This window comes from Nocardiopsis sp. NPDC055824, assembly GCF_053616335.1.
In genome coordinates this window covers 1,012-20,150 of the sequence record NZ_JBSHDN010000116.1, presented here as the reverse complement: position 1 = coordinate 20,150, position 19,139 = coordinate 1,012, and the positions used below count along the sequence as shown (strand labels likewise).

At 75.7% G+C, this 19,139-nt stretch carries 14 protein-coding genes; 3 read left to right on the top strand and 11 right to left on the bottom strand.

All coding sequences use genetic code 11. The features are described from left to right. Positions 1 to 221 precede the first annotated feature (221 nt). The 6 genes from ACWGL3_RS21205 to ACWGL3_RS21180 all read right to left on the bottom strand — a co-directional run bounded on the left by ACWGL3_RS21205 (position 222) and on the right by ACWGL3_RS21180 (position 10,835). Positions 222 to 3,929: an AAA family ATPase gene (locus ACWGL3_RS21205; protein WP_452461710.1), complete on the bottom strand. Its 3,708-nt coding sequence runs from the start codon at positions 3,927 to 3,929 to the stop codon at positions 222 to 224. A gap of 223 nt (positions 3,930 to 4,152) precedes the next feature. Next, a complete protein-coding gene (locus ACWGL3_RS21200) occupies positions 4,153 to 5,136 on the bottom strand; it encodes a sporulation protein (RefSeq protein ID WP_267945635.1) in 984 nt (327 codons plus the stop codon). 385 nt (positions 5,137 to 5,521) lie between these two features. Then, the gene (locus ACWGL3_RS21195) at positions 5,522 to 7,771 is read right to left on the bottom strand and encodes a heavy metal translocating P-type ATPase (protein WP_267945634.1); all 2,250 of its coding nucleotides are present in this window, start codon (positions 7,769 to 7,771) and stop codon (positions 5,522 to 5,524) included. Between the two features lie 277 nt (positions 7,772 to 8,048). Further along, positions 8,049 to 8,801, bottom strand: coding sequence for a cupin domain-containing protein (locus tag ACWGL3_RS21190; protein ID WP_267945633.1), 753 nt, complete (start codon positions 8,799 to 8,801; stop codon positions 8,049 to 8,051). Beyond that, entirely contained in the window at positions 8,798 to 9,703 is a 906-nt protein-coding gene (locus tag ACWGL3_RS21185) for a DUF6807 domain-containing protein (protein WP_267945632.1), read from the bottom strand. Before ACWGL3_RS21185 ends, ACWGL3_RS21190 begins: the two co-directional genes overlap by 4 nt. Positions 9,704 to 9,719: 16 nt before the next feature. Then, positions 9,720 to 10,835: a Gfo/Idh/MocA family protein gene (locus tag ACWGL3_RS21180; RefSeq protein WP_267945631.1), complete on the bottom strand. Its 1,116-nt coding sequence runs from the start codon at positions 10,833 to 10,835 to the stop codon at positions 9,720 to 9,722. A gap of 114 nt (positions 10,836 to 10,949) precedes the next feature. Between ACWGL3_RS21180 and ACWGL3_RS21175 the strand changes: the two genes are divergently transcribed. Continuing rightward, entirely contained in the window at positions 10,950 to 11,969 is a 1,020-nt protein-coding gene (locus tag ACWGL3_RS21175; protein WP_267945630.1) for a LacI family DNA-binding transcriptional regulator, read from the top strand. 33 nt (positions 11,970 to 12,002) lie between these two features. Here the strand turns inward: ACWGL3_RS21175 and ACWGL3_RS21170 are convergent, their stop codons facing one another. Beyond that, complete coding sequence (locus tag ACWGL3_RS21170) at positions 12,003 to 12,836, bottom strand: SDR family oxidoreductase (protein ID WP_267945629.1); 834 nt, start codon at positions 12,834 to 12,836, stop codon at positions 12,003 to 12,005. A 251-nt stretch (positions 12,837 to 13,087) separates the two neighbouring features. Between ACWGL3_RS21170 and ACWGL3_RS21165 the strand changes: the two genes are divergently transcribed. Beyond that, positions 13,088 to 14,263 carry an MFS transporter gene (locus tag ACWGL3_RS21165; protein ID WP_267945628.1) on the top strand — a complete coding sequence of 392 codons (1,176 nt, stop codon included), beginning with the start codon at positions 13,088 to 13,090 and terminating at the stop codon, positions 14,261 to 14,263. 228 nt (positions 14,264 to 14,491) lie between these two features. Next, entirely contained in the window at positions 14,492 to 15,094 is a 603-nt protein-coding gene (locus ACWGL3_RS21160) for a DUF1707 SHOCT-like domain-containing protein (protein ID WP_267945627.1), read from the top strand. A 69-nt stretch (positions 15,095 to 15,163) separates the two neighbouring features. Here the strand turns inward: ACWGL3_RS21160 and ACWGL3_RS21155 are convergent, their stop codons facing one another. Genes ACWGL3_RS21155 through ACWGL3_RS21140 form a run of 4 tightly spaced genes read right to left on the bottom strand, consistent with a single transcriptional unit; the run spans position 15,164 to position 19,081 of the window. Then, the gene (locus ACWGL3_RS21155) at positions 15,164 to 15,925 is read right to left on the bottom strand and encodes a triose-phosphate isomerase (protein WP_452461709.1); all 762 of its coding nucleotides are present in this window, start codon (positions 15,923 to 15,925) and stop codon (positions 15,164 to 15,166) included. Continuing rightward, on the bottom strand, positions 15,922 to 16,383 hold the full coding sequence (locus tag ACWGL3_RS21150) for a ribose-5-phosphate isomerase (RefSeq protein WP_267945625.1): 462 nt from the start codon (positions 16,381 to 16,383) through the stop codon (positions 15,922 to 15,924). Before ACWGL3_RS21150 ends, ACWGL3_RS21155 begins: the two co-directional genes overlap by 4 nt. Further along, on the bottom strand, positions 16,383 to 18,113 hold the full coding sequence (locus ACWGL3_RS21145) for a dihydroxyacetone kinase family protein (RefSeq protein ID WP_267945624.1): 1,731 nt from the start codon (positions 18,111 to 18,113) through the stop codon (positions 16,383 to 16,385). Before ACWGL3_RS21145 ends, ACWGL3_RS21150 begins: the two co-directional genes overlap by 1 nt. Beyond that, positions 18,110 to 19,081, bottom strand: a complete 972-nt coding sequence (locus ACWGL3_RS21140; RefSeq protein WP_267945623.1) for a sugar phosphate isomerase/epimerase family protein — start codon at positions 19,079 to 19,081, stop codon at positions 18,110 to 18,112. The genes ACWGL3_RS21145 and ACWGL3_RS21140 overlap by 4 nt, the downstream gene beginning before the upstream one ends. Between the last annotated feature and the right edge of the window lie 58 nt (positions 19,082 to 19,139).

Below are 19,139 nucleotides of genomic sequence, written 5' to 3'. Positions count from 1 at the left end.
GTCGCACGCGCGGCGACCGCGGCCCTCGCCTCTCCGAGCCCCCTGCCCCGCGACCCTGTCCCCCCGCGACCGGGGTCCGACCCCCGCGACCGGGGTCCGCCCTCCGGGACGGCCGGGACCGCCGCCCGGGGCCGGTGGGGGCCCTCCGGGTCAGCCCGGCCCCGGCAGGCCCGGGCTCCGGACGGGAGGAACCGCCGCGGGCCGGGGCCCCGACCCGCGCCCTACAGGTACAGGCCCGCGCCCGTCCACGCGGTCCCGTGCCCGGGCAGGACGGCGGGCACGTCCTCCGGGGCGAGCGTGCGCAACACGTCCCCGTCGCCCAGGTCCAGCCCCGCCACCCGCTCCGCCTGGGCGCGAGCCGTCCGCTCGAAGAGGTCCTCCGCCATGCGGGCGTTGGACGGGGACTCCGGCCGCCCCCGCAGCAGCAGTCCGCGCACGGCTCCGGCGGTACCCGGGGCCAGGCGGAACCCCGCCTCCCGGGCGAGCCCGGAGAACACCTCCGCCAGGTCCTCCCCGGACAGGTCGGCGAAGCGCAGCCTCCGTGTGAACAGCGCGTCGAGCTCCGGACGCGCTTCCAGCAGGCCCGGCAGCCCCTCCGCGGAGCCGGACACGACCACCATCAGGTCGTGCCGGTGCACACCCGTCAGGTGCACGAGTTCCCGCACCGCCTCGTCCACCGACGCGTCGGCGCCGGGTCGGGCCAGCACCGTGTGCGCCTCCGCCAGGAACAGCACCCCGCCCAGCGCCGACCGCACCGCCGACGCGGTCAGCTGTGCGCTCTGCCCGGGCATCGCCCCCAGCAGTTCCTCCCGTCCAACCCGCACCACATGTCCCGACGACAGCAGCCCGCGGCGGCCGCACACCGCTCCGGCGAGCTCGGCGAACGTCGCCCGCCCGGTACCCGCGGGGCCGAGCAGCGCCATGTGGTCGATCGCGCCCGACACGGTGATCCCCGCGGAGCGGCGGGCCTCCTCCACCCCGGCCCGCGCGTCCAGCGCGCGCAGCTCCCGCCGGGCCGCCTCCTGGCCCACGAGCCGCTCGGCGGAGGCCAGGGGGTCCTCCTGCGCGGGGGCGCCGACCCGGGTGCCCGCGCTCAGGGGGAGGTCGCAGGGCAGCAGCTCGCGCAACTCGTCGGCCGACCGCTTCCGGCCGTCGGTGATGCGCTCGGCCTGCAGGGCCGTCGCACGCTCCAGGAGGTTGCGCACCAGCCGCGCGTTGCCGAACGCGTGGTCGCGCCCCGTGGCCCGCAGCAGGCGGCGCACCCGGTCGGCCGTGCCCGAGCCGAGCGCGAACCCGGCCTCGCGCGCCATGACCCCGAAGATCTCCGCGAGCTCGTCGTCGGTGTAGTCGGGGAAGGAGAGGTGACGCGGGAACCGCGACGCCAGGCCGGGGTTGGAGGAGAGGAACCGCGCCATCTCCTCCGGGTACCCGGCCACCACCACGACGAGGTCGTCGCGGTGGTCCTCCACCAGGCGCAGCAGCGTCGCGACCGCCTCGGCCCCGTAGTCGTTGGTCGAGGTCGAGGAGGTGAGCGCGTACGCCTCGTCGACGAACAGCACCCCGCCCAGCGCGCCGCGCACCACACGCTCCACCTTCGGCGCCGTCTGCCCGATGTACTCGCCCACCAGGTCGCCGCGTGAGACGTCCACCAGGTGCCCGGACGACAGCAGGCCCAGTTTCGCGTAGACCGCGCCGAGCATCCGGGCGACCATCGTCTTGGCCGTGCCCGGGCTGCCGGTGAACACCATGTGCCGGGCCGGCGCGGACACCGGGACCCCGGAGGCGGCGCGCAGCCGGTCGGCCTCGGCCTCGGCCGCGTACAGCCGCACCTCCCGCTTGACCGTCTCCAGGCCGACGAGCGCGTCCAGCTCGGCCAGCGGGTCCTCCGGAACCCTCGACGTCCCCCGTCCGACGGGGACCGCGGCGACCGACTCCGGGGTCTCGGGCAGGTCCTCGGCCAGTAGGCGGCGCAGCCGGTCGGTCTCGCCGTCCGAGGCGTCGGAGCCCGCCCCCAGACCCGCCGGAGAACCGGCGGGCGAGGCCGCCACCCGGACCGCCTGCCGCGACAGGGCGCGGTCCAGCAGCATCCGGGCCGTGCGGGCGCCGGTGGAACCGCGGCCGCGCGCGAGGCGTTCCAGCAGCCTCCCGGCCCCGGCCACGGTTTCCGGGTCGGCCTCCAGGCCCCCGTCCTCCACCATGGCGGCGAAGATCGCGGTGAGCTCCCCGCCGGTCGGATCGCCGAACGACAGCCGTCGGCCGATCCGGGCGGCCAGCCGCGGGTGGGCCGACAGCAGGCGGCCGAGGGACTGCTCGGTGTCGGCGAACACCACCACCAGTTCGTCGGCGTGCTCGTCCATCTTGCGCGCCAGCGCCGCCAGCGCTTCGGCACCCGGGTTGCGCCCGCTCTCGGACCCGGCCAGCGCCGCCGCCTCGTCCACGAGCAGCACGCCGCCCAGGGCGCCGCGCACCACCTGTGCGACCCGCTCGGCCACGCCGCCGGAGTGGTCGGCCACCAGGTCGGCCCGTCCCACCTCGGTCACCCGGCCCGTGCGCAGCAGTCCCGCGTCCGCGTAAAGCGACCCGATGATCCCGGCCACCGTGGACCTGCCCGTGCCGGGGGACCCGGCGAACACCATGTGCCTGCCGGGGGCGGCGACCGACAGCCCGGCGTGTGCCCGGCGGCGCGCGGTCTCGGCCTCGGCGGCCACGGCCCGGACCTCCCGCTTGACCTCCTCCAGGCCGACCAGCGCGTCCAACCGCTCCAGCGGGGTGGGGCCGAGGGCCGGGTCCGCGGTGCGCGGCCGCGCGGCCTGCTCCGGCCCGTCCGGGCCGGGCAGCCCCGGAACGGTCACGGGCGTGCTCGGCGGCCGGCAGTAGCGGCGCAGGTCGGTCTGGAACCCGCTGACCGGAAGGGGGCTGCTGAACCGGTTGGACTTGCGCACCTCGTTGCCGCTGGAGCTCAGGGCCAGCGCGCAGCGCGTGCCCATGTCCAGCCAGGTCCGGCAGGTGTCGGCCTCCCCGGCCACGACGCCCTGCCACAGCCAGGTGCGCACCCGGTCCTGCCACGCGGACAGGTCGAACGCCTTCCTGCGTCCGGCGAAGTCCGCCGACAGCTCCCGGTACTCGCCGGGGTCGAGGAGGGAGCTGGTCATCGGCGGCAGGCCGTACAGGCGCAGGCCCAGGCACAGGTCCACCAGGGTGTCGGACAGCGACGGGACGTCGTGTGCGACCGCGGCCAGCCGCGCGTGCGCGGGGGCGAACCTCTCGTGGGCCCAGGCCAGGAACCGCGCGGGCGGCGCGAACTCGGGGATGCGCTGGAAGTGCTCGGCGTCGATCGCCGCCGCCCAGGTGGTCCGCAGGTCGCGGGGGCTCGCCGACATGTCGAACTCCAGGTCGGCGGGGTGCGCGGCACGCCGGTCGAGCAGGTCCCGCCAGGCCCGGCGGCGCTCCTCCCAGGGCTCGACGCCCTCGGCCGCGTCCAGGACGTCGCCGATGAGGGCGAAGGCGGTGCGGCGGTGCTCCCGCTCCTTGGCCACCTCGATCAGGCCGTAGCACGGCGGCATGGTCAGGGTGTCCAGGAGCCACTGGTGGGACTGCGACGTCAGGTTGTCCGCGGTGGAGTGGCGGCCGATGAGGATGGAGGGCATGCGCGAGCTGCTGCCGCCGACGACCCGCAGCGGTCCCTGGAGGGTGACCAGGTGGTCGACGACGTCGCCCCGGAGGCGCTTGTGCCGCTGCTGCTCCGTCCCGGAGGGCTGCCCGGGCGGGAACTCCCGGCCGCGCGGGTCCTCGATGACCAGGTCGAACAGCTCCACGAGTTCGTCGACGAGCCGGTTCGGCACCCGCCACGGCCCGTACTCGTAGATGTCGAGGACGGGTTCGTCGGTGAGCAGCAGTTCCAGGTGCTCGGGCAGACGGATCGCCGACACACGGACTCCTTCGGGGGAGGGGGCGGGGGCGGGACAGGCGTTGACGCCGTGTGAGGATACGGTCCTGGTTACCGGGGACGACAGACATTTTCCGCCTGTGCCGGGGCGGCGACCCCGCCCGCGGCCCGCTGCGGCTGTACCCCCCGAGGGCACGGTCCGGCCCTCCGCGGTCCCGCGCGGGCGGGGGAGGGACCCCCGCCCGCGCGTGCTCACCGGGGCCGGGTCACTCCTCGTCGGACTCCTCTTCCTCCTCCTCGGCCTGCTCCTCCCCGTCGGAGTCCTCGCCGATCCCGTCCACGACCTCGGACACCACGTAACCCGCGGCCAGGCCGCCCACGACACCCGCGGCGGCCCCGCCGACGACGCCGAGCATGCCGCCGCCGCGCTCCTCCTCCTCGTGGTACCGCTCCCCGTAGCCGTGGTGCTGTCCGCCGAACAGCTCGCGGTGGCGCCCGAGCGACTCCTCGATCCAGGAATCCAGCGTCCCCGCCCAGTCCAGGCGGTCGGCGTCGTCGTGCCCGACACGGAACCCGCTGTGCACCTCCCCGCCCTCGGAGAACATCCCGCCGCGGCGGTCGAACTCCACCACCGCCGACACGCCCTCCGGGTCGGGGACGAGCGCGATCTCGACCTCGCCGATCTCGTGGGCGTACCGCTCGGAGGGGTGGAACTCGAACTCCTGGAAGAACGGGTACTCCTGCGCCGTCCCCGCCAGGTAGCCGCCCTCCACACCGGTGGACCCGAGCCCGAACCCCAGCTGGGCCAGACCCTCCAGCACGCGCTCCTGTACGGGCAGCGGATGGACGTGCAGCCGGTCCAGGTCGCCCTTGTCGGAGGCGCCGTCGACCACGACCTCGGTGCGCAGGCCCACCAGGACGCCCGGCAGGGGCCCGCCCCCGGCCTCGGTGAGCGGTGTCTGCCACGGGATGCCGAAGGCGAAGGGGACGGACAGGGTCTCCCCGGCGGCCAACCGGACCCCCGAGGCCACCGGGACCCGGGCGAACTCCACGCCCTCGTGCTCGTCGCCGTCCTGGGCGCTGACGACCAGGGCCAGGACGATCTCCGCGATCTCGGCGTCCCCGTCCCCGCCGCTCAGCTCGACGCGCCCCTCCAGGGCGGAGCCGGGACGGGTGTGGGGGTTCTCGACGACGGTGTCGATGCTGAGCCCGCCGATGCCGAAGGCCGCGAGCAGACGTTTGAAGACCATGGATTTCCTTCCGGGAGGGCCGCGTGCGTGGGATCGCCCGCGGGCGCGGGCGCCGAACGGCTCGTCACGTCCTGCGAACGCGGGGCCTCCCGGCCCGGTTCCGCCGGGGGAGCGGCGCTTCCGGGGACCGCCGCTTCGGGGACGTCCCAAATGGGAACGGGGCGGCGGCCGGGGCGCGCGGACCACGCGCGACCTGGGCGCCACCCCGTTCCCGTGCGGTGGGAAGACGGTGGAGGAGCCGGACCGGAAACCGCGGCGCCCGGAGCCCTCCCGGACGGCCGTGCCGGCAGGAGGGCGGACGCGCCCCCGCGGCCCCGGGGGTTCCGGGCGCGGACCTGATCCCGCCGGAGCGGTCGGCCGCCGGCCGGGCGTGCCGGGCCGACGCCTACGCCCCGATCCGCTCACGCGCGCCGGCCGACCGGAGCAGGGCCTCCGTGCTCGCCTCCGGACGGAGGTCGAGCCGGCGCAGCAGCTGCGCGTTCAGGGCGACCACGACCGTCGACAGCGACATCAGCACGGCGCCCACGGCCATCGGCAGCACGAATCCGACGGGGGCGAGCACACCCGCGGCCAGCGGCACCGACACCAGGTTGTACCCGGCGGCCCACCACAGGTTCTGCCGCATCTTCCGGTACCCCGCCCGCGACAGCTCGATCACCGACAGGACCGAACGCGGGTCGTCACTGGCCAGGATCACCCCGGCCGAGGCGATCGCGACGTCGGTCCCCGCGCCGATCGCCAGCCCGACGTCGGCCCGGGCGAGCGCCGGGGCGTCGTTGACGCCGTCCCCGACCATGACGACCTTGCGCCCCTCGTGCTGGAGCTCGGCGACCTTGGCCCCCTTGTCCTCGGGCCTGACACCGGCGAAGACCTGGTCGATGCCCAGTTCGGCGGCGACGGAGTTCGCGACCGCCTCGGCGTCCCCGGTGATCATGACGACCCTGACGCCGAGCGAGTGCAGGGCCTGCACCGCCTGCCGGGACTCCTCCCGGACCTCGTCGGCCAGGGCGAGCGCGCCGACGACCTCCCCGTCGGACAGCACGTGCAGGATGATCGCGCCCCGGTCCTTCCAGGTGTGCGCGACCGCCATCTCCTCGGCGCCGTGCGCCTCCAGCATGCCGGGACCGCCCACGTCGACCCTTCGGCCCCGGACGGTGCCGGAGACGCCCACGGCGGTGGAGGCGCGGAAGTCGGTGGCCCGGGGCACGTCGACGCCCCTGCGGCGCGCGGCGGCCACGACGGCCCTGGCGAGGGGGTGTTCGCTGTCGGCCTCCACGGCGGCGGCCAGGGCCAGGAGCTCGTCCTCGCCGAGCCCGGCGCCGGGGGCGATGTCGGTGACGGTGGGCTCGCCCTTGGTCAGGGTGCCGGTCTTGTCGAAGAGGACGGTGTCGGCGGTGCGCATGCTCTCCAGCGCCATGCGGTCCTTGACCAGGACGCCGCCCCTGGCGGCCCGCTCCGTGGCGATGGAGACCACCAGCGGGATGGCCAGGCCGAGGGCGTGGGGGCAGGCGATGACCAGCACGGTGATGGTGCGGACCAGGGCGTCGTCGGGCGACCCCAGGACCGACCAGGCGATGAGGGTGAGGACCGCCGCTCCCAGCGCGAACCAGAACAGCCAGGCCGCGGCTCTGTCCGCGAGGCGCTGCGCGCGCGACGAGGAGCTCTGGGCGTCGGATACCAGGCGCTGGATGCCGGCGAGCGCGGTGTCCTCGCCCACGGCGGTGACCCGCACCCGCAGCGCCGTGTCCGTGGCGACGGTTCCGGCGACGACGTGGTCCCCGGGTCCCCGGCTCACGGGGCGGGACTCGCCGGTGATCATCGACTCGTCGACGTCCGCGGTGCCCTCCGTGACCAGGCCGTCCGCGGGGACCCGTCCGCCGGGGCGGACGACGACCGTGTCACCGAGGACCAGGTCGGCGGGGGCGACGGTGACCACCTCGTCGCCGACGACCTTCTCCGCCTCGTCGGGCAGCAGCGCGGCCAGGGACTCCAGCGCGGACGAGGTCTGCGCCAGCGAGCGCATCTCGATCCAGTGGCCGAGGAGCATGATCACGACGAGCAGGGCCAGCTCCCACCAGAAGTCCAGCTCGTGGGAGAGGACGCCCAGGCTCGCCCCCCAGGAGGAGAAGAAGGCCACGGTGATGGCCAGGGCGATCAGCAGCATCATGCCCGGCCGGAGAGCCCTGATCTCGTCGACCGCGCCCGTCAGGAAGGGGCGGCCGCCCCAGAGGTACATGACGGTGCCGAGCACGGGTGAGACCCATCCGGCGCCGGGGAACTCCGGAACCGGGTAGCCCGCGATGGAGGCGAACATCGTGCTCAGGCCGACCGTGGGAACGGCCAGGACCAGCATGATCCAGAACAGCCGCCGGAACTGGCCCACGTGGTCGCCGTGGCCCGCGTGCCCGGAGTGCCCTCCGTGTTCCGAGTGGTCTGAGGGTCCTGCGTGTCCACTGTGGTCGGAGTGGTCGGACCCGGGGTGCCCGCCCTGTCCGTGCCCCGCGGGGGCGGCGTCGGCCGGGTGGTCGGAGTGGTCCGTGCGGGGTGTGCGGTCGTCGGGGGCGGCGTGCCCCGGGTGTTCCGAGGGGCCTGTGCGGTCGTGGTGCGGGTCGTGTTCTCGCGGTGTCTCGTCCATGGCGCCCACGGTATACCCCTAGGGGGTATGTGACAAGGAAAATGATCCCGTGTTCCACCGTGTCGTTCCGGCCCGTGCCGTCCCGGAGGGGCCCGGGCCGGGCGGTCGACCGGACCCCACGGCCTCCGCCCGTACGTCCATCCGGGCCGGGGCCCGCGCCCCGCCGGGGCCGCCGTCCCGGCTCGCGGAACCCGGAGGGCCGGGCGCGTAACCCGCGGCGCCCGCCCGGCCCCGGGGCGGGGGAGCGGCGGCCCCGCCGCACCGGCGGCGCGCCTGGTCAGCGCGCCGGGCCGTCCGCACCGCCGGAGGGTCTCGGCCGCCGCTTGCGGAGCCGGCCGCACATGCCGAAGTGCCGCGGCCCGGGAAGCGGTTCGGTGCGCACCACGGCCGCCTCCGCCATGGCACCGGGGTCGCCCCGCTCCAGCGAGGCCAGCTGCCGCCGGGTCAGCTCCGCCTCACGCTCCACCCCCTCGCGCCAGATCTCCCGCCACGCCTCCACCCGGGGGCGGACGATCTCCGCCGCGAGCCGGTGGAACTCCCGGAGGGCCTCCCCACCGTCCTCCCCGGGCGCGGCGACGAGTTCCAGGTACCCCTCCACGGCGAGGTCGCGCCGGGCCCGGGCCAGCGCCGCCCGCTCCTCCTCCGGGGCGTCCTGGGAGAGGCGGGCGGCGGCCTCGTAGGCCGCGCGGTCGGCCAGCACCGCGCGCGGGAAGGTGAAGACGGCGTCACCCGCCTCCGGGAGGCCCGCGTTCTGCATGACCGTGGTGATCTCCAGTCCGCCGTGGTTGACCAGGCGGTGCACCGTGCCCGGACCGAACCACAGGACCGTCCCGGGGGCCAGGGCGTCGGCGGCGCTCCCCTCCGGGGTGACGGTGTGGACCTCCCCGCGGCCGGCGACCACGACGTACGCCTCGGACGAGGCGGTGTGCACGTGGGGCGTGCCGCCGTGGAGCCCGTCCGCGGCCTCCCAGTCGTAGACCCGGAGGTTGCTGACGGCCGCCCCTCCGGGGAACCCCGGGACGGCGCTCACGGCGCGAACTCCGCCGCGAGGGCCCCGACCTCGTCGGAGGCGCACATCCGGTCGACGAACACCAGCCGGTGGCGCAGGTCCAGGACGCGGCCCGGTTCGAGGACGACCGTCTCGTCGAAGGACGGCGAGGGGCTGAACACGGGGAACGGCTCGGAGCGCACGAACCACCGGATGGGCGCCGCGCCGCTCGACGTCCCCGCGAAGCAGAGGACGGTAGCCCCGCCGTCGATCTCGTCGTGCTGTCCGGTCAGGGCGATCCAGTCGGACCGGGTGCCCATGACGTCGCCCCCGGTGATCCCCGTCGCGCTCACCACGTCGCACCCCGTCCACGACCGGGGACCGCGCCAGAACAGCCCGGTGTAGCCTGCGGCGTCGCGGCCGTGCGTGGTGGGGCTGCCCAGTTCGAGGGCGCTGCCGCGCACGTTGGTCAGCGAGGTCGCGAAGTCCAGGGCCCAGATCCCCCGGGCGGGGTCCGCGGCGTGGAAGCGGTGCGTGCGCCTCTCCCCGATCCACCGCTCTCCGGTCGAGGTCGTCCAGGCGAGGCTCTCGGTGAACGCGGCCTCGCCGTCGCCCTCGACCACGGCCTCGAAGCGCTCGTGGCGGATCGTCCCGACGTTGTCGAGCCGCTGGTAGCCGCTGCCGCGCACGAAGGTCGGCCCGCCCCAGAAGTTCTGCCCGGAGACGTGGGACCAGGTCATCTGCAGGCCCTTGTGCCAGCGGTGGTCCCACGGCCGCACGGCCGTCAGGGGGGCGCCGCCGAGGGTGCGGAGCGGGTGGAGGAAGGGTTTGGGGGCCTCGACCGCCGGGGCGTCGGGCCGCAGGACGTAGCGGGCGATCTCGGTTCCCGCCGCCGTGACGGTGAGCGCGTCGGGGTCTCTGGACAGGGTGATCGTGTCGGGCACTGGTCCTCGCCTCGGGTCAGGTGAGGGCTGCCGCGGCCCTGGCCGCGTCGCCCCCGTGCATGGAGTGGTAGAAGCTGTCGTCCGGGGTCAGGTCCTGGCGCCGCACCGTCCCGCCGAGGAAGGCCGACCGGTACATGCCCGCGACGAGTTCGAGGGCCCGGCGCCCGTCGTGGCCGCCGGCGCGGGGCCGTTCGCCGCGCTCCATCGCGTCGAGGAGCGCCGCGAGCTGGATCCGGTGGGAACTCGGCACGTCCTCCTGCGGCTGCCAGGACGCGCCCGACCCGGCCCGCGCGGCGTGCGGCGCGGGGGTCCAGCGCCAGTGGGTGTTGTCGTAGCCGTAGAGGTGTTCCAGCTCGACCGTGGCGTCCTCGAAGTCGAAGCGCAGGTAGCTGGTCTCCCGAGGCGAGAGCAGGCTGTTGACCACGGAGAGCGTGGCGCCGGACTCCAGCCGCACGATCGCCGACGACACGTCCTCCGTCCGGGTGGACCGCGCGAGGGTGGACATCGAGGCCGTCACCTCGGACCAGTCGCCGAGCAGCGAGAGCGCGAGGTCCATCTGGTGGATGCCGTGGCCCATGCTCGGGCCCCCGCCCTCGGTCTCCCACCGGCCGCGCCAGGGGACCTCGAAGTAGGCCGGGTCCCGGTACCAGAGTGTGTGGCACACCCCGACGAGGGGGCGGCCGAGGGTGCCCTCGGCGATGTGGCGGCGCAGGCGCTCGGCGCCGGATCCGAAGCGGTGCTGGAACACGTAGCTGGCGAAGGGGCCGGTCCCGCCCCCCTCGTGGGCGACGACCTCGTCGTACTCCGCGAGGGAGAGGGCGGGCGGCTTCTCGCACCACACCCAGGCCCCGGCGTCCAGGGCGGCGACGGCCGCGCCCTTGTGCGCGGAGGGCGGTGTGCAGACGATCACGAGGTCGGGGGACTCCGCCGCGAGCATGGCGTCGACGTCCGTGTACCTGCCGGGGACGCCGTGCTCGTCCGCCGCCGCCTCCACGCGTGCTCCGTCGAGGTCGGCCAGGGCGGTCACGTCCACCCGGTCGCCCATGGCGGCGAGGGCGGGGAGGTGCCTGCCGGTGGCTATCGCGCCGCTGCCGACGACGGCCACGCGGATCGGGGGTCTGGAACCGGTCACGGGTGCTCCTGGGGGGTCGGAGAAATAGTGAACGTTCACTTTTTGTGGCCCGGCCTAAGGTATGAGCGTTGGCGCCGCGCGTCAAGACCCTCTCCGCCCGCGAAAGAAGGCCAGATGTCCACGTCCGGGACGCCGCGTCGGCCCACCATCATGGAGGTCGCCCGCCTTGCGGGGGTCTCCCACCAGACCGTCTCCCGGTACCTGCGCTCCGAGGGCGGGCTCAAGGAGTCGACGCGGGAGCGCGTGGGCGCCGCGGTCAGGGAGCTCGGCTACCGGCCCAACCTCATCGCGCGGTCGATGCGCACCCGGCGGACCGGGCGCCTCGCGGTCCTGCTGCCCGGCCTGGGCTCCTTCAGCCCCGACCGCATGCTCGTCGGGGCCATCGCCGCCGCACGCGCGGCGGGGTTCGCCGTCGAGGTGCAGAGCGTGGACGGCGGTTCCGGCGCGCGCGCCGAACGGGTGCTCGAACTCGCCGACTCCGGGCAGGTGGAGGGCATCCTGTCCCTGGCCCCGGTCGTCCACGAGGGCGACCGGATGCCGGCCGGGGAAGTCCCCGTGGTCGTCTGCGCCGGGTACGACGACCAGATGCGCGGTATCGGCGAACTCGCGGACGGGTCGGTCGTCGCCGACCTCGTCGCGGGCCTGGCCGCGGTGGGGCACCGGCGGTTCCTGCACGTGTCGGGCTCGTTGCGGTTCGCCTCGGCCCGGGGGCGCAAGGAGACCTTCCTCCGGACGGTCGAGCGCCTCGGCCTGGAGTCCCACGGCGTGGTCGACGGCGACTGGTCGGCCGAATCCGGCCGCGACGCCGTGCGCTCCCTCGCCGAGGACAGCGGGGTCACCGCGGTGATCGCGGCCAACGACGTGGTCGCCGCGGGGGTGGTCCGCGGAGCCCTCGAACGCGGCTGGGGCGTGCCGGACGACCTCAGCGTGACGGGGTGGGACAACAACCCGGTGGGCGCCTACCTCTCCCCGGCGCTCACGACGGTCGACGTCGACCGGGAGCGGCTGGGCCGCGACGCCATGGAGCGCCTGGTCGCCTCGGTCCGGGGGGCCGAGCCCGCGCTGTCGGACGGGCCGCTCAACAGGATCGTCTGGCGCGAGTCCACCGGTCCGGTGCCGCCGCGGTCCCGGTAGGGCCGCGGCTGGCGGCGCCGCGCCGCGGACCGCTCAGCGGAAGGCGGCGGCGTTCTCCGAGGCCCACCGCTCGAACGGGGCCGCCGGGGAGCCGGTGACCAGCTCCACCGTGTCGTGGATCCTGAGCAGCTCGTCGTTGGTGTCGCCCCCCATCAGGTCGAGCACCGCGGACGCGGTCTCGTCCCCCATGGACGGGGCCATCGCGCGGTGGGCCTCCTCGCGACCGGTCTCGACGAGGGCCAGCTCCCGGCCCAGGGCGGCGGCGACGGCCGCCAGCTGCTGCCGGGCCGTGACGCGCGCGGGGCCGGTCAGCGGGTACGTCCTGCCCCGGTGTTCCGGCCCGGTGAGCGCATGGAGGGCGACCGCCGCGATGTCCCCGGGGTGGACGGCGGGCAGCCCCGTGTCCGCGTACGGGACGCGGACCTCCCCGTGTTCGCGGATCGCCTCCGCCCACCAGAGGGCGTTGGACGCGAACTGCGTCGGCCGCAGGATCGTCCAGTCCATCCCCGACGCCCGCAGGGACTCCTCCGCTGCGAGGTTCCGGCCCGCGGCGGGCAGGTGCGGATGGGTCCGGACGGTGATGGAGGACACGAGGACCACGTGCTCCACGCCTGCCCGGCGGGCGGCCCCGACGACCTCGGCGTCGTCCCCCAGCCCGGCCGGGAGGAACAGGGACCGCACGCCCTCCAGGACCGGCCCGAGGGAGTCCGCGTCGGCGAGGTCCCCCTCGACCGCCTCCACGCCCCCGGGGAGGCCCGCGTTCGCGGCGTCACGTGTGAGGCCGCGCAGCCGGCCCGCGCCGCGTTCGGCCAGCTCCCTCAGGAGGACCCGTCCGATGTTCCCGGTGGCTCCGGTCACGAGGATCATGTGTGCGCTCTTCTCTTCCGCCGGGGTGTCCCGGGAGATGCTAGAACCTCGACCTTGGTTGAGATCAAGGGCGACCCCGGGCCCGCCGGAGCCCCGCGGGCGCGGGTGGAGCGGCCCGGGCCCGGGGCCGCCCGCCGGTACGCGAGGGGTGTCATGGGATGATCCGCTCACACCTGGGATTTCTGTGTCTCTTGGGATTATTGGGACTCTTGGTGTGCATGGAATGAAAGCGGTTGTCTGAAGGGGGCTTCATGGGGGTCGGGCGGTCACCGGGACAGGCATGGCTGTGGCCGCTCCTGGCAAGCGTGGTGCTGACCCACACCGCCCTCAACCTCGCCCGGCCGCTCATCTCCTACCGGACCATCGCCATCGGCGGGGACGCGGTGGCGGTCGGCCTGGTCACGGCCGCGTACGCCCTGCTCCCCCTGCTCATCGCGGTCCCCCTGGGCCGGGCCACGGACCGCTCCCGGCGCACCGCCTGGATCGTCGGGCTGGGGGCGCTCATCCTGGCCGTCGGCTGCGTGTTCCTGGCGGTCACGACGGGCCTGGTCTCCCTCGCGGTCGCCAGCACGGTGGTCGGCGTGGGCCACCTGCTGTGCATGGTCGCGGGCCAGGGGCTCATCGCGCGGTTCTCCCCGCCGGAGAACCTGGACCGCGACTTCGGCTGGTTCACGGCCGCCGCGTCGCTGGGCCAGCTCGTCGGCCCGCTGATCTCCGGCGCGGTCCTCGCCGACGCCTCCGGTCCGGCCCTGCTCTCCGCCACGTCGACGGCGCTCGTGATCGCCTGCGCCACCGCCGTCCTGGGCTTCCTGCCGATCCTCTTCCTGCTGCGCCTGCGCTCCCCGGCCCCCTCCGGGGGCGTCGCCCCCGGGCCCGTCCCGACCCTGTCCCTCCTGCGCAGGCCCGGTATGCCGTCCGCGCTCCTGGCCAGCCTGGCCCTGCTCTCGGCGGTGGACATCCTCACCGCGTACCTCCCGCTGATCGCCGAGAGCCGGGGCATCCCGCCCGTGCTCGTGGGGGTTCTGCTGAGCCTGCGGGCGGGAAGCTCCCTGCTCTCGCGGCTGATGCTCTCCCGGCTGCTCACGCGCTGGTCGCGCAAGCAGCTGATCGTGGCGAGCACCGCCGTGGCGGCGCTCGCCCTGGCGCTGGTCGCGGTGCCGAACGGCGGGCCGGTCGCCCTGGGGGCCGTGCTCGTCGCGGGCGGGTTCCTGCTGGGACTGGGGCAGCCCCTGACCATGGCGGAGGTCGCCACCGCGGCGCCGAAGCAGGCGAAGGGCGCGGCCCTGGCCCTGCGCATCTGGGGGAACCGGCTCGGCCAGGTGGCCATCCCCGCCGCCGCCGCGGCGATGGCGGGGACCGCCGGAGCGCCCGGGGCGCTGCTGTTCTCGGCCGCGGTCCTGTTGGCGGCGGCGGTCACGGCCGCCTGAGCGGGGCCCGCGGCGGAAAGCGCGTCCCCGACCGGGTCGCCCCGCGCGGCACCGCCCCCACGCCTGCCGGGGACGACGAGCGGGCGGCGGACGGAGTGCCGCCGCACGTGCGGGCCGCCTCCGCCCGTGTGCGCGAGGGCGCCCTCGCGCACCCGCGGGCACTCCCGGCGGTCCGGACAGCGGTCGGCATGTGTCGTCCCGGTCCGCCGCCTGTCTATCCTTGTGGCCATGACCTCCCAGCCTTCGGAACCCTCTCCGCGCCCCGCCCCCACAGGAGGGCTCCGCGCCTCCCACGACGACCGGGAAGCGGTGGTGGAGCAGCTGCGCGACGCGGCGGCCGAGGGCCGCATCGACCTCGACGAGCTGGACTCGCGCCTGGAGCAGGCGCTGAGCTCCAAGACCCACGCGGAGCTGGCTGTCCTGACCGCCGACCTGCCGAGGCCGGAGTCCGCCGTGGACCTGCCGCCGCTGGAGCTCAACGGCGGCATGCACGGCGCGTCCCGGGGCCCGGGACGCTGGGAGGTCCCCGGGCACGTGATCGCCCACGGAGGCATGGGCGGCGTGAAGATCGACTTCTCCCGGGCCGAGTGCCGCCTCCCGGAGGTCGTGGTGGAGGCGTACGGTGAGGCGGCCGGTGTCACGATCGTCGTCCCCGACGGCTGGGCCGCGGAGACCGGCGGGATGAACCCCGGGCTCGGCGGCCTGAAGGACAAGACCACCCCCGACCGGCTTCCGGGAACCCCCTTGATCCGCCTCACCGGTTCCGGCGGCATGGCGGGGGTGGTCATCCGCCACCCCAACCGCTGGGAACGGCGCAAGCTGCAGGGCTGACCGGGATCCGGGAAGAGCCCGGGGCCCACGCCGGTCTCCTGGCGCGGGTCCCGGGCCCGCCGGCGGCCGTCACGCCCTCGCGCCCGCGTGCCGCCGCCCGGCCTCCAGGATCCGCAGGTACCCCTCGACCTCCCAGGCGGCCCGGCCCACGAAGAGGCCTCCCACCCCGGGCACGCCGAGCAGGCCGGCGGCGTTGTCCGGGGAGACGGAGCCGCCGTACAGGATCCCGCCCACCCGGCCGTCCCACTCGGCGGCCAGCGCCTCGTGCACCGGGGCCACCTCCTCCGGGCGCGGCTCACGGCCGTGCTCCCCGATGGCCCACACCGGTTCGTAGGCGATCAGGGCCCGCTCCAGGCCGTCGGCCAGGTCGGCGAAGGCCGCCTCCGCCTGGCGGAGCACGTGCCCGACCGATCCTCCGCGCTCGAACACCTCCGCGCTCTCCCCGCAGCACACCAGCGGTGTCAGTCCGTGGCGCAGGACCGCACCGACCTTGAGGCGTACCGTCCCGTCCGTCTCGGCGAAGTGCGCCCGCCTCTCGGAGTGGCCGATCTCGACGATCCGCGCGCCCGCGTCGGCCGCCTGGGGGACGGAGAGCTCGCCCGTCCAGGCGCCCCCGTCCGCCCAGTGGGCGTTCTGGACGCCCGTGCGGACGGGGGACCCGTCGAGGACCGCCGACACCTCGGCCAGGGCGGTCGCCGGGGGGATGACGAACGCCCGCACCCCGGGCACGCCGTCGCCGAGTGCCGAGCGCAGGCGCGTCGCGTAGGCGACCGACTCGGCCCGCGTCTTGTTCATCTTGAAGCTGGTGCCGATCCAGAGGGGGTGCGTCACGGGCCCTCCGCCCCGGGCTCGTAGGAGCACAGGGCGCGCACCTTCTCCGCGGAGGGGGAGGACGCGTCGAAGGTGTAGGTCAGCCACTCGCGCACCAGCCTGCGGGCGAGCTCCCGGCCCACGACCCTCTGCCCCAGGCAGAGCACCTGGGCGTCGTTGGAGAGCACGGACCGCTCCACGGAGAACGAGTCGTGGGCGGTCACGGCCCGCACCCCCGGCACCTTGTTGGCGGCGATGGCCACGCCGAGGCCGGTCCCGCACACCAGGACGGCGCGGTCGACCCGGCCGTCGGCGACGAGCCGGGCCGCCTCGACCGCCACGTGCGGGTAGTCGGTGTCCTGGCCGGGGCCCACCCCGACGTCGATCACCTCCGTGACCGCCGCGGTGGCGGCGAGGTCGTTCCTGAAGGCCTCCTTGTAGTCGAAACCGGCGATGTCGGAACCGACGGCGACGCGCATCAGTGGTTCTCCTGTCCGAGGTGGGGTGTGAGTGCGGTGAGGACGAGTGCGAGGGAGACCGCGCCCGGGTCCGGGGTGCCGAGGCTGTTGTCGCCGTGGGCGCGCGCCCGGCCCAGGCGGGCGGGGATCGAGGCGGTCGCCTCCGCCGCCAGCCGCGCCGCCTCGGCCGCCGCGGCCCACGCCCGGGCCAGGCCGGGGCCGCCGGCCTCCGACTCCAGCCGGTCCGCGAAGGGGACGGCCGCGTCGACGAGCGTCTTGTCGCCGGGCCGGGCCCCGCCGAGCCGCACCACGGAGTCGACCGCGGCCCGCGCGCCCGCCGCGACCCGTGCCCGGTCGGCCCCGCCGCTGTCGCCCAGCGCCGAGCCGAACGCGGTCAGCGCCGCCCCCCAGAGCGCTCCGGACGTGCCGCCCGCCCGCTCCGACCAGGCCGCCCCGGCCCGGGCCAGGACCGTGCGGGCGCCCGCGCCGAGTCCGACGGCGTGCTCCGCCGCGGACAGGGCCGCCTCGGAGCCGCGCCGCATGCCGATCCCGTGGTCGCCGTCGCCGGCCACGGCGTCCAGCTCGCCGAGCCTGCGCTCGTGGGCGGCGACGGTGTCGCGCACGGTCCCCAGTGCCGAGGCGATCCGCGCCCCGAGTTCCCGCGAGGGCCCGTCGCCCGGGACCACCGGGGGAGTGCTGCGGGACTCGGTCGGGTCGTCGGTCCGGGGCGGGCGCGGCGGCAGGTGGCCGCGGCGGAAGGCCGGGGTCACGGCCGGAGCCGCCCACAGCCGCTCCAGCTCGGGGTCGAGGAACATGAGGGTGAGGGACAGCCCCGCCATGCCCAGGCTGGTGACCTGCTCGTCCACCACCGGGGCGATGACGGAGAGGCCCTCGGAGGAGAGGCGGTCGGCCACCCGGCGGTGGACGACGTACAGCTCCTCGTACTTGGTGGCGCCGAGCCCGTTGAGCACCAGCGCCACCCGGTCGGACCCGTCGACGGCTCCGGCGGCGGCGCCGCGCTCGGCCAGGATTCCGTCCACCAGGAGGTCGGCGACCTCGTCGGCGGTCGGCAGGGGGCGCTGCTCGATGCCGGGTTCGCCGTGGATGCCGAGTCCCACGCCCATCCGGCCGCCGTCGACGGTGAACAGGGGGCGCTCCGCCCCCGGGAGGGTGCAGCCGCCGAAGGCCACGCCCAGGGACCGGGTGGCGGCGTTGGCCCTCAGCCCCAGCCGGTGCACCTCGTCCAGGGTGTGTCCCGCCTCGGCCGCCGCGCCCAGGACCTTCAGGACCGGCAGGTCGCCGGCCACGCCCCGCCGCCGCGCGGTGTCGTGCGCGGGCCCCGACGCCACGTCGTCCGTGACGGCGAGCACCCGGACGTCCACGCCCTCGGCGCGCAGCTGCTCGGCGGCCTGGCCGAAGTGGAGCACGTCGCCCGCGTAGTTCCCGAAGCCGAGGACCACGCCGCCGCCGTTGTGCGCCGCGCGCGCCACCGAGCAGATCTGGGAGGCCGAGGGCGAGGAGAAGACGTTGCCGCACGCGGCGCCGTGGGCGAAGCCCGGCCCGACCCATCCCGCGAACGCGGGGTAGTGTCCGGTGCCGCCCCCGAGGACGGTGGCGACCTGGCCCTCGGGGGTCGCGGACGCGCGCACGACGCCCCCGTGCACGGCCCGGACCTCGTCCGGGTGGGCCGCGGCGAACCCCGCGAGGGACTCGTCGGCGAAGTCGGCGGGGTCGTTGACGAGGAGGGTCACGGCCGTCCCTCCCCGCGGGAGGCGTCGGCCGGGGGGAGCTTGGCGGCCAGGAGCCGCCGCAGGTAGTCCCTGTTGCGCGCGGACACGCCGAGTCCGTCACCGCCGTAGTGCTCGGTGCAGATCGGGCCCTCGAACCCCGCCCGCAGCACCAGTTCGACCGCGCGCCTGTAGTCGATGACCCCGCCCTCCAGGGGGGCGGGCACCGTGAAGTAGGCGCCGGTGGCCGGGTCGAAGTCGCGGTGGTAGTTCTTGACGTGCCAGTAGTCGACGTACGGGAGCACCGGGCGCAGCAGCTCCTCCCAGGGCCGGACCGGCCGGTGCAGACGGACCAGGTTGCCGAGGTCGGGGTTGAGCCCGACGTCGGGCAGCCCGATGTCGCGGACCAGGCGCACCGCGCTCTCGGGGGTGCCGAGGTAGGTGTCCTCGTACATCTCCAGGGACAGGCGCAGCCCGTGGTGCGCCGCGCGCTCGCCCACGGCGCGCAGGCGTTCGACGGCCAGGGCCCAGGTGCGCTCGTCGCCCTCCGGGTCGGCGGCTCCGGGTTCGTGCCAGAACCACAGGGCGTCGCGCTGGGCCGGGGTCAGCGGCCGGTGCAGTCCCGCGCAGACGACGGTGGCGCCCAGGTCGGCCGCGGCGTCGACGGTGCGGAGCAGGTAGGCGAGGTTGTCCTCGGCGACGGCCGGATCGGGGTCGATCACGCTGCGCCTGGTCACCGAGACCGCCGAGATGCCGAGTTCGAGGCTCTTGAGGGTGTGCGCCAGCTCCTCCCGCCGGGAGGCGGAGAGGTCTCCGGGGCGCAGCCAGCTGTCGGTGAGGTCCACGTGGTCGAACCCCTCGGCGGCGACCTCGCCGAGCACGGCGGCCCAGGTCGAGGCCGGGGCGTCCTGGACGGATCCGCCCTCGGGGGAGGAGCCGGGGAACTGGAGGAGCGCGGCGCCGATCGGCCAGTCCTCTGCGGTGTGGGGCATGCTCGTCTCCGGGGGGGGGGGGGGGGGCGGGCCGGGCGGCGGTGCGGACCGGGGCGGG

Bases quoted from the DNA above. Each gene is read 5' to 3' on its own strand.
- ACWGL3_RS21200 (WP_267945635.1), bottom strand. From the start codon at position 5,136: ATGGTCTTCAAACGTCTGCTCGCGGCCTTCGGCATCGGCGGGCTCAGC.
- ACWGL3_RS21195 (WP_267945634.1), bottom strand. From the start codon at position 7,771: ATGGACGAGACACCGCGAGAACACGACCCGCACCACGACCGCACAGGC.
- ACWGL3_RS21175 (WP_267945630.1), top strand. From the start codon at position 10,950: ATGTCCACGTCCGGGACGCCGCGTCGGCCCACCATCATGGAGGTCGCC.
- ACWGL3_RS21170 (WP_267945629.1), bottom strand. From the start codon at position 12,836: ATGATCCTCGTGACCGGAGCCACCGGGAACATCGGACGGGTCCTCCTG.
- ACWGL3_RS21165 (WP_267945628.1), top strand. From the start codon at position 13,088: ATGGGGGTCGGGCGGTCACCGGGACAGGCATGGCTGTGGCCGCTCCTG.
- ACWGL3_RS21160 (WP_267945627.1), top strand. From the start codon at position 14,492: ATGACCTCCCAGCCTTCGGAACCCTCTCCGCGCCCCGCCCCCACAGGA.
- ACWGL3_RS21150 (WP_267945625.1), bottom strand. From the start codon at position 16,383: ATGCGCGTCGCCGTCGGTTCCGACATCGCCGGTTTCGACTACAAGGAG.
- ACWGL3_RS21140 (WP_267945623.1), bottom strand. From the start codon at position 19,081: ATGCCCCACACCGCAGAGGACTGGCCGATCGGCGCCGCGCTCCTCCAG.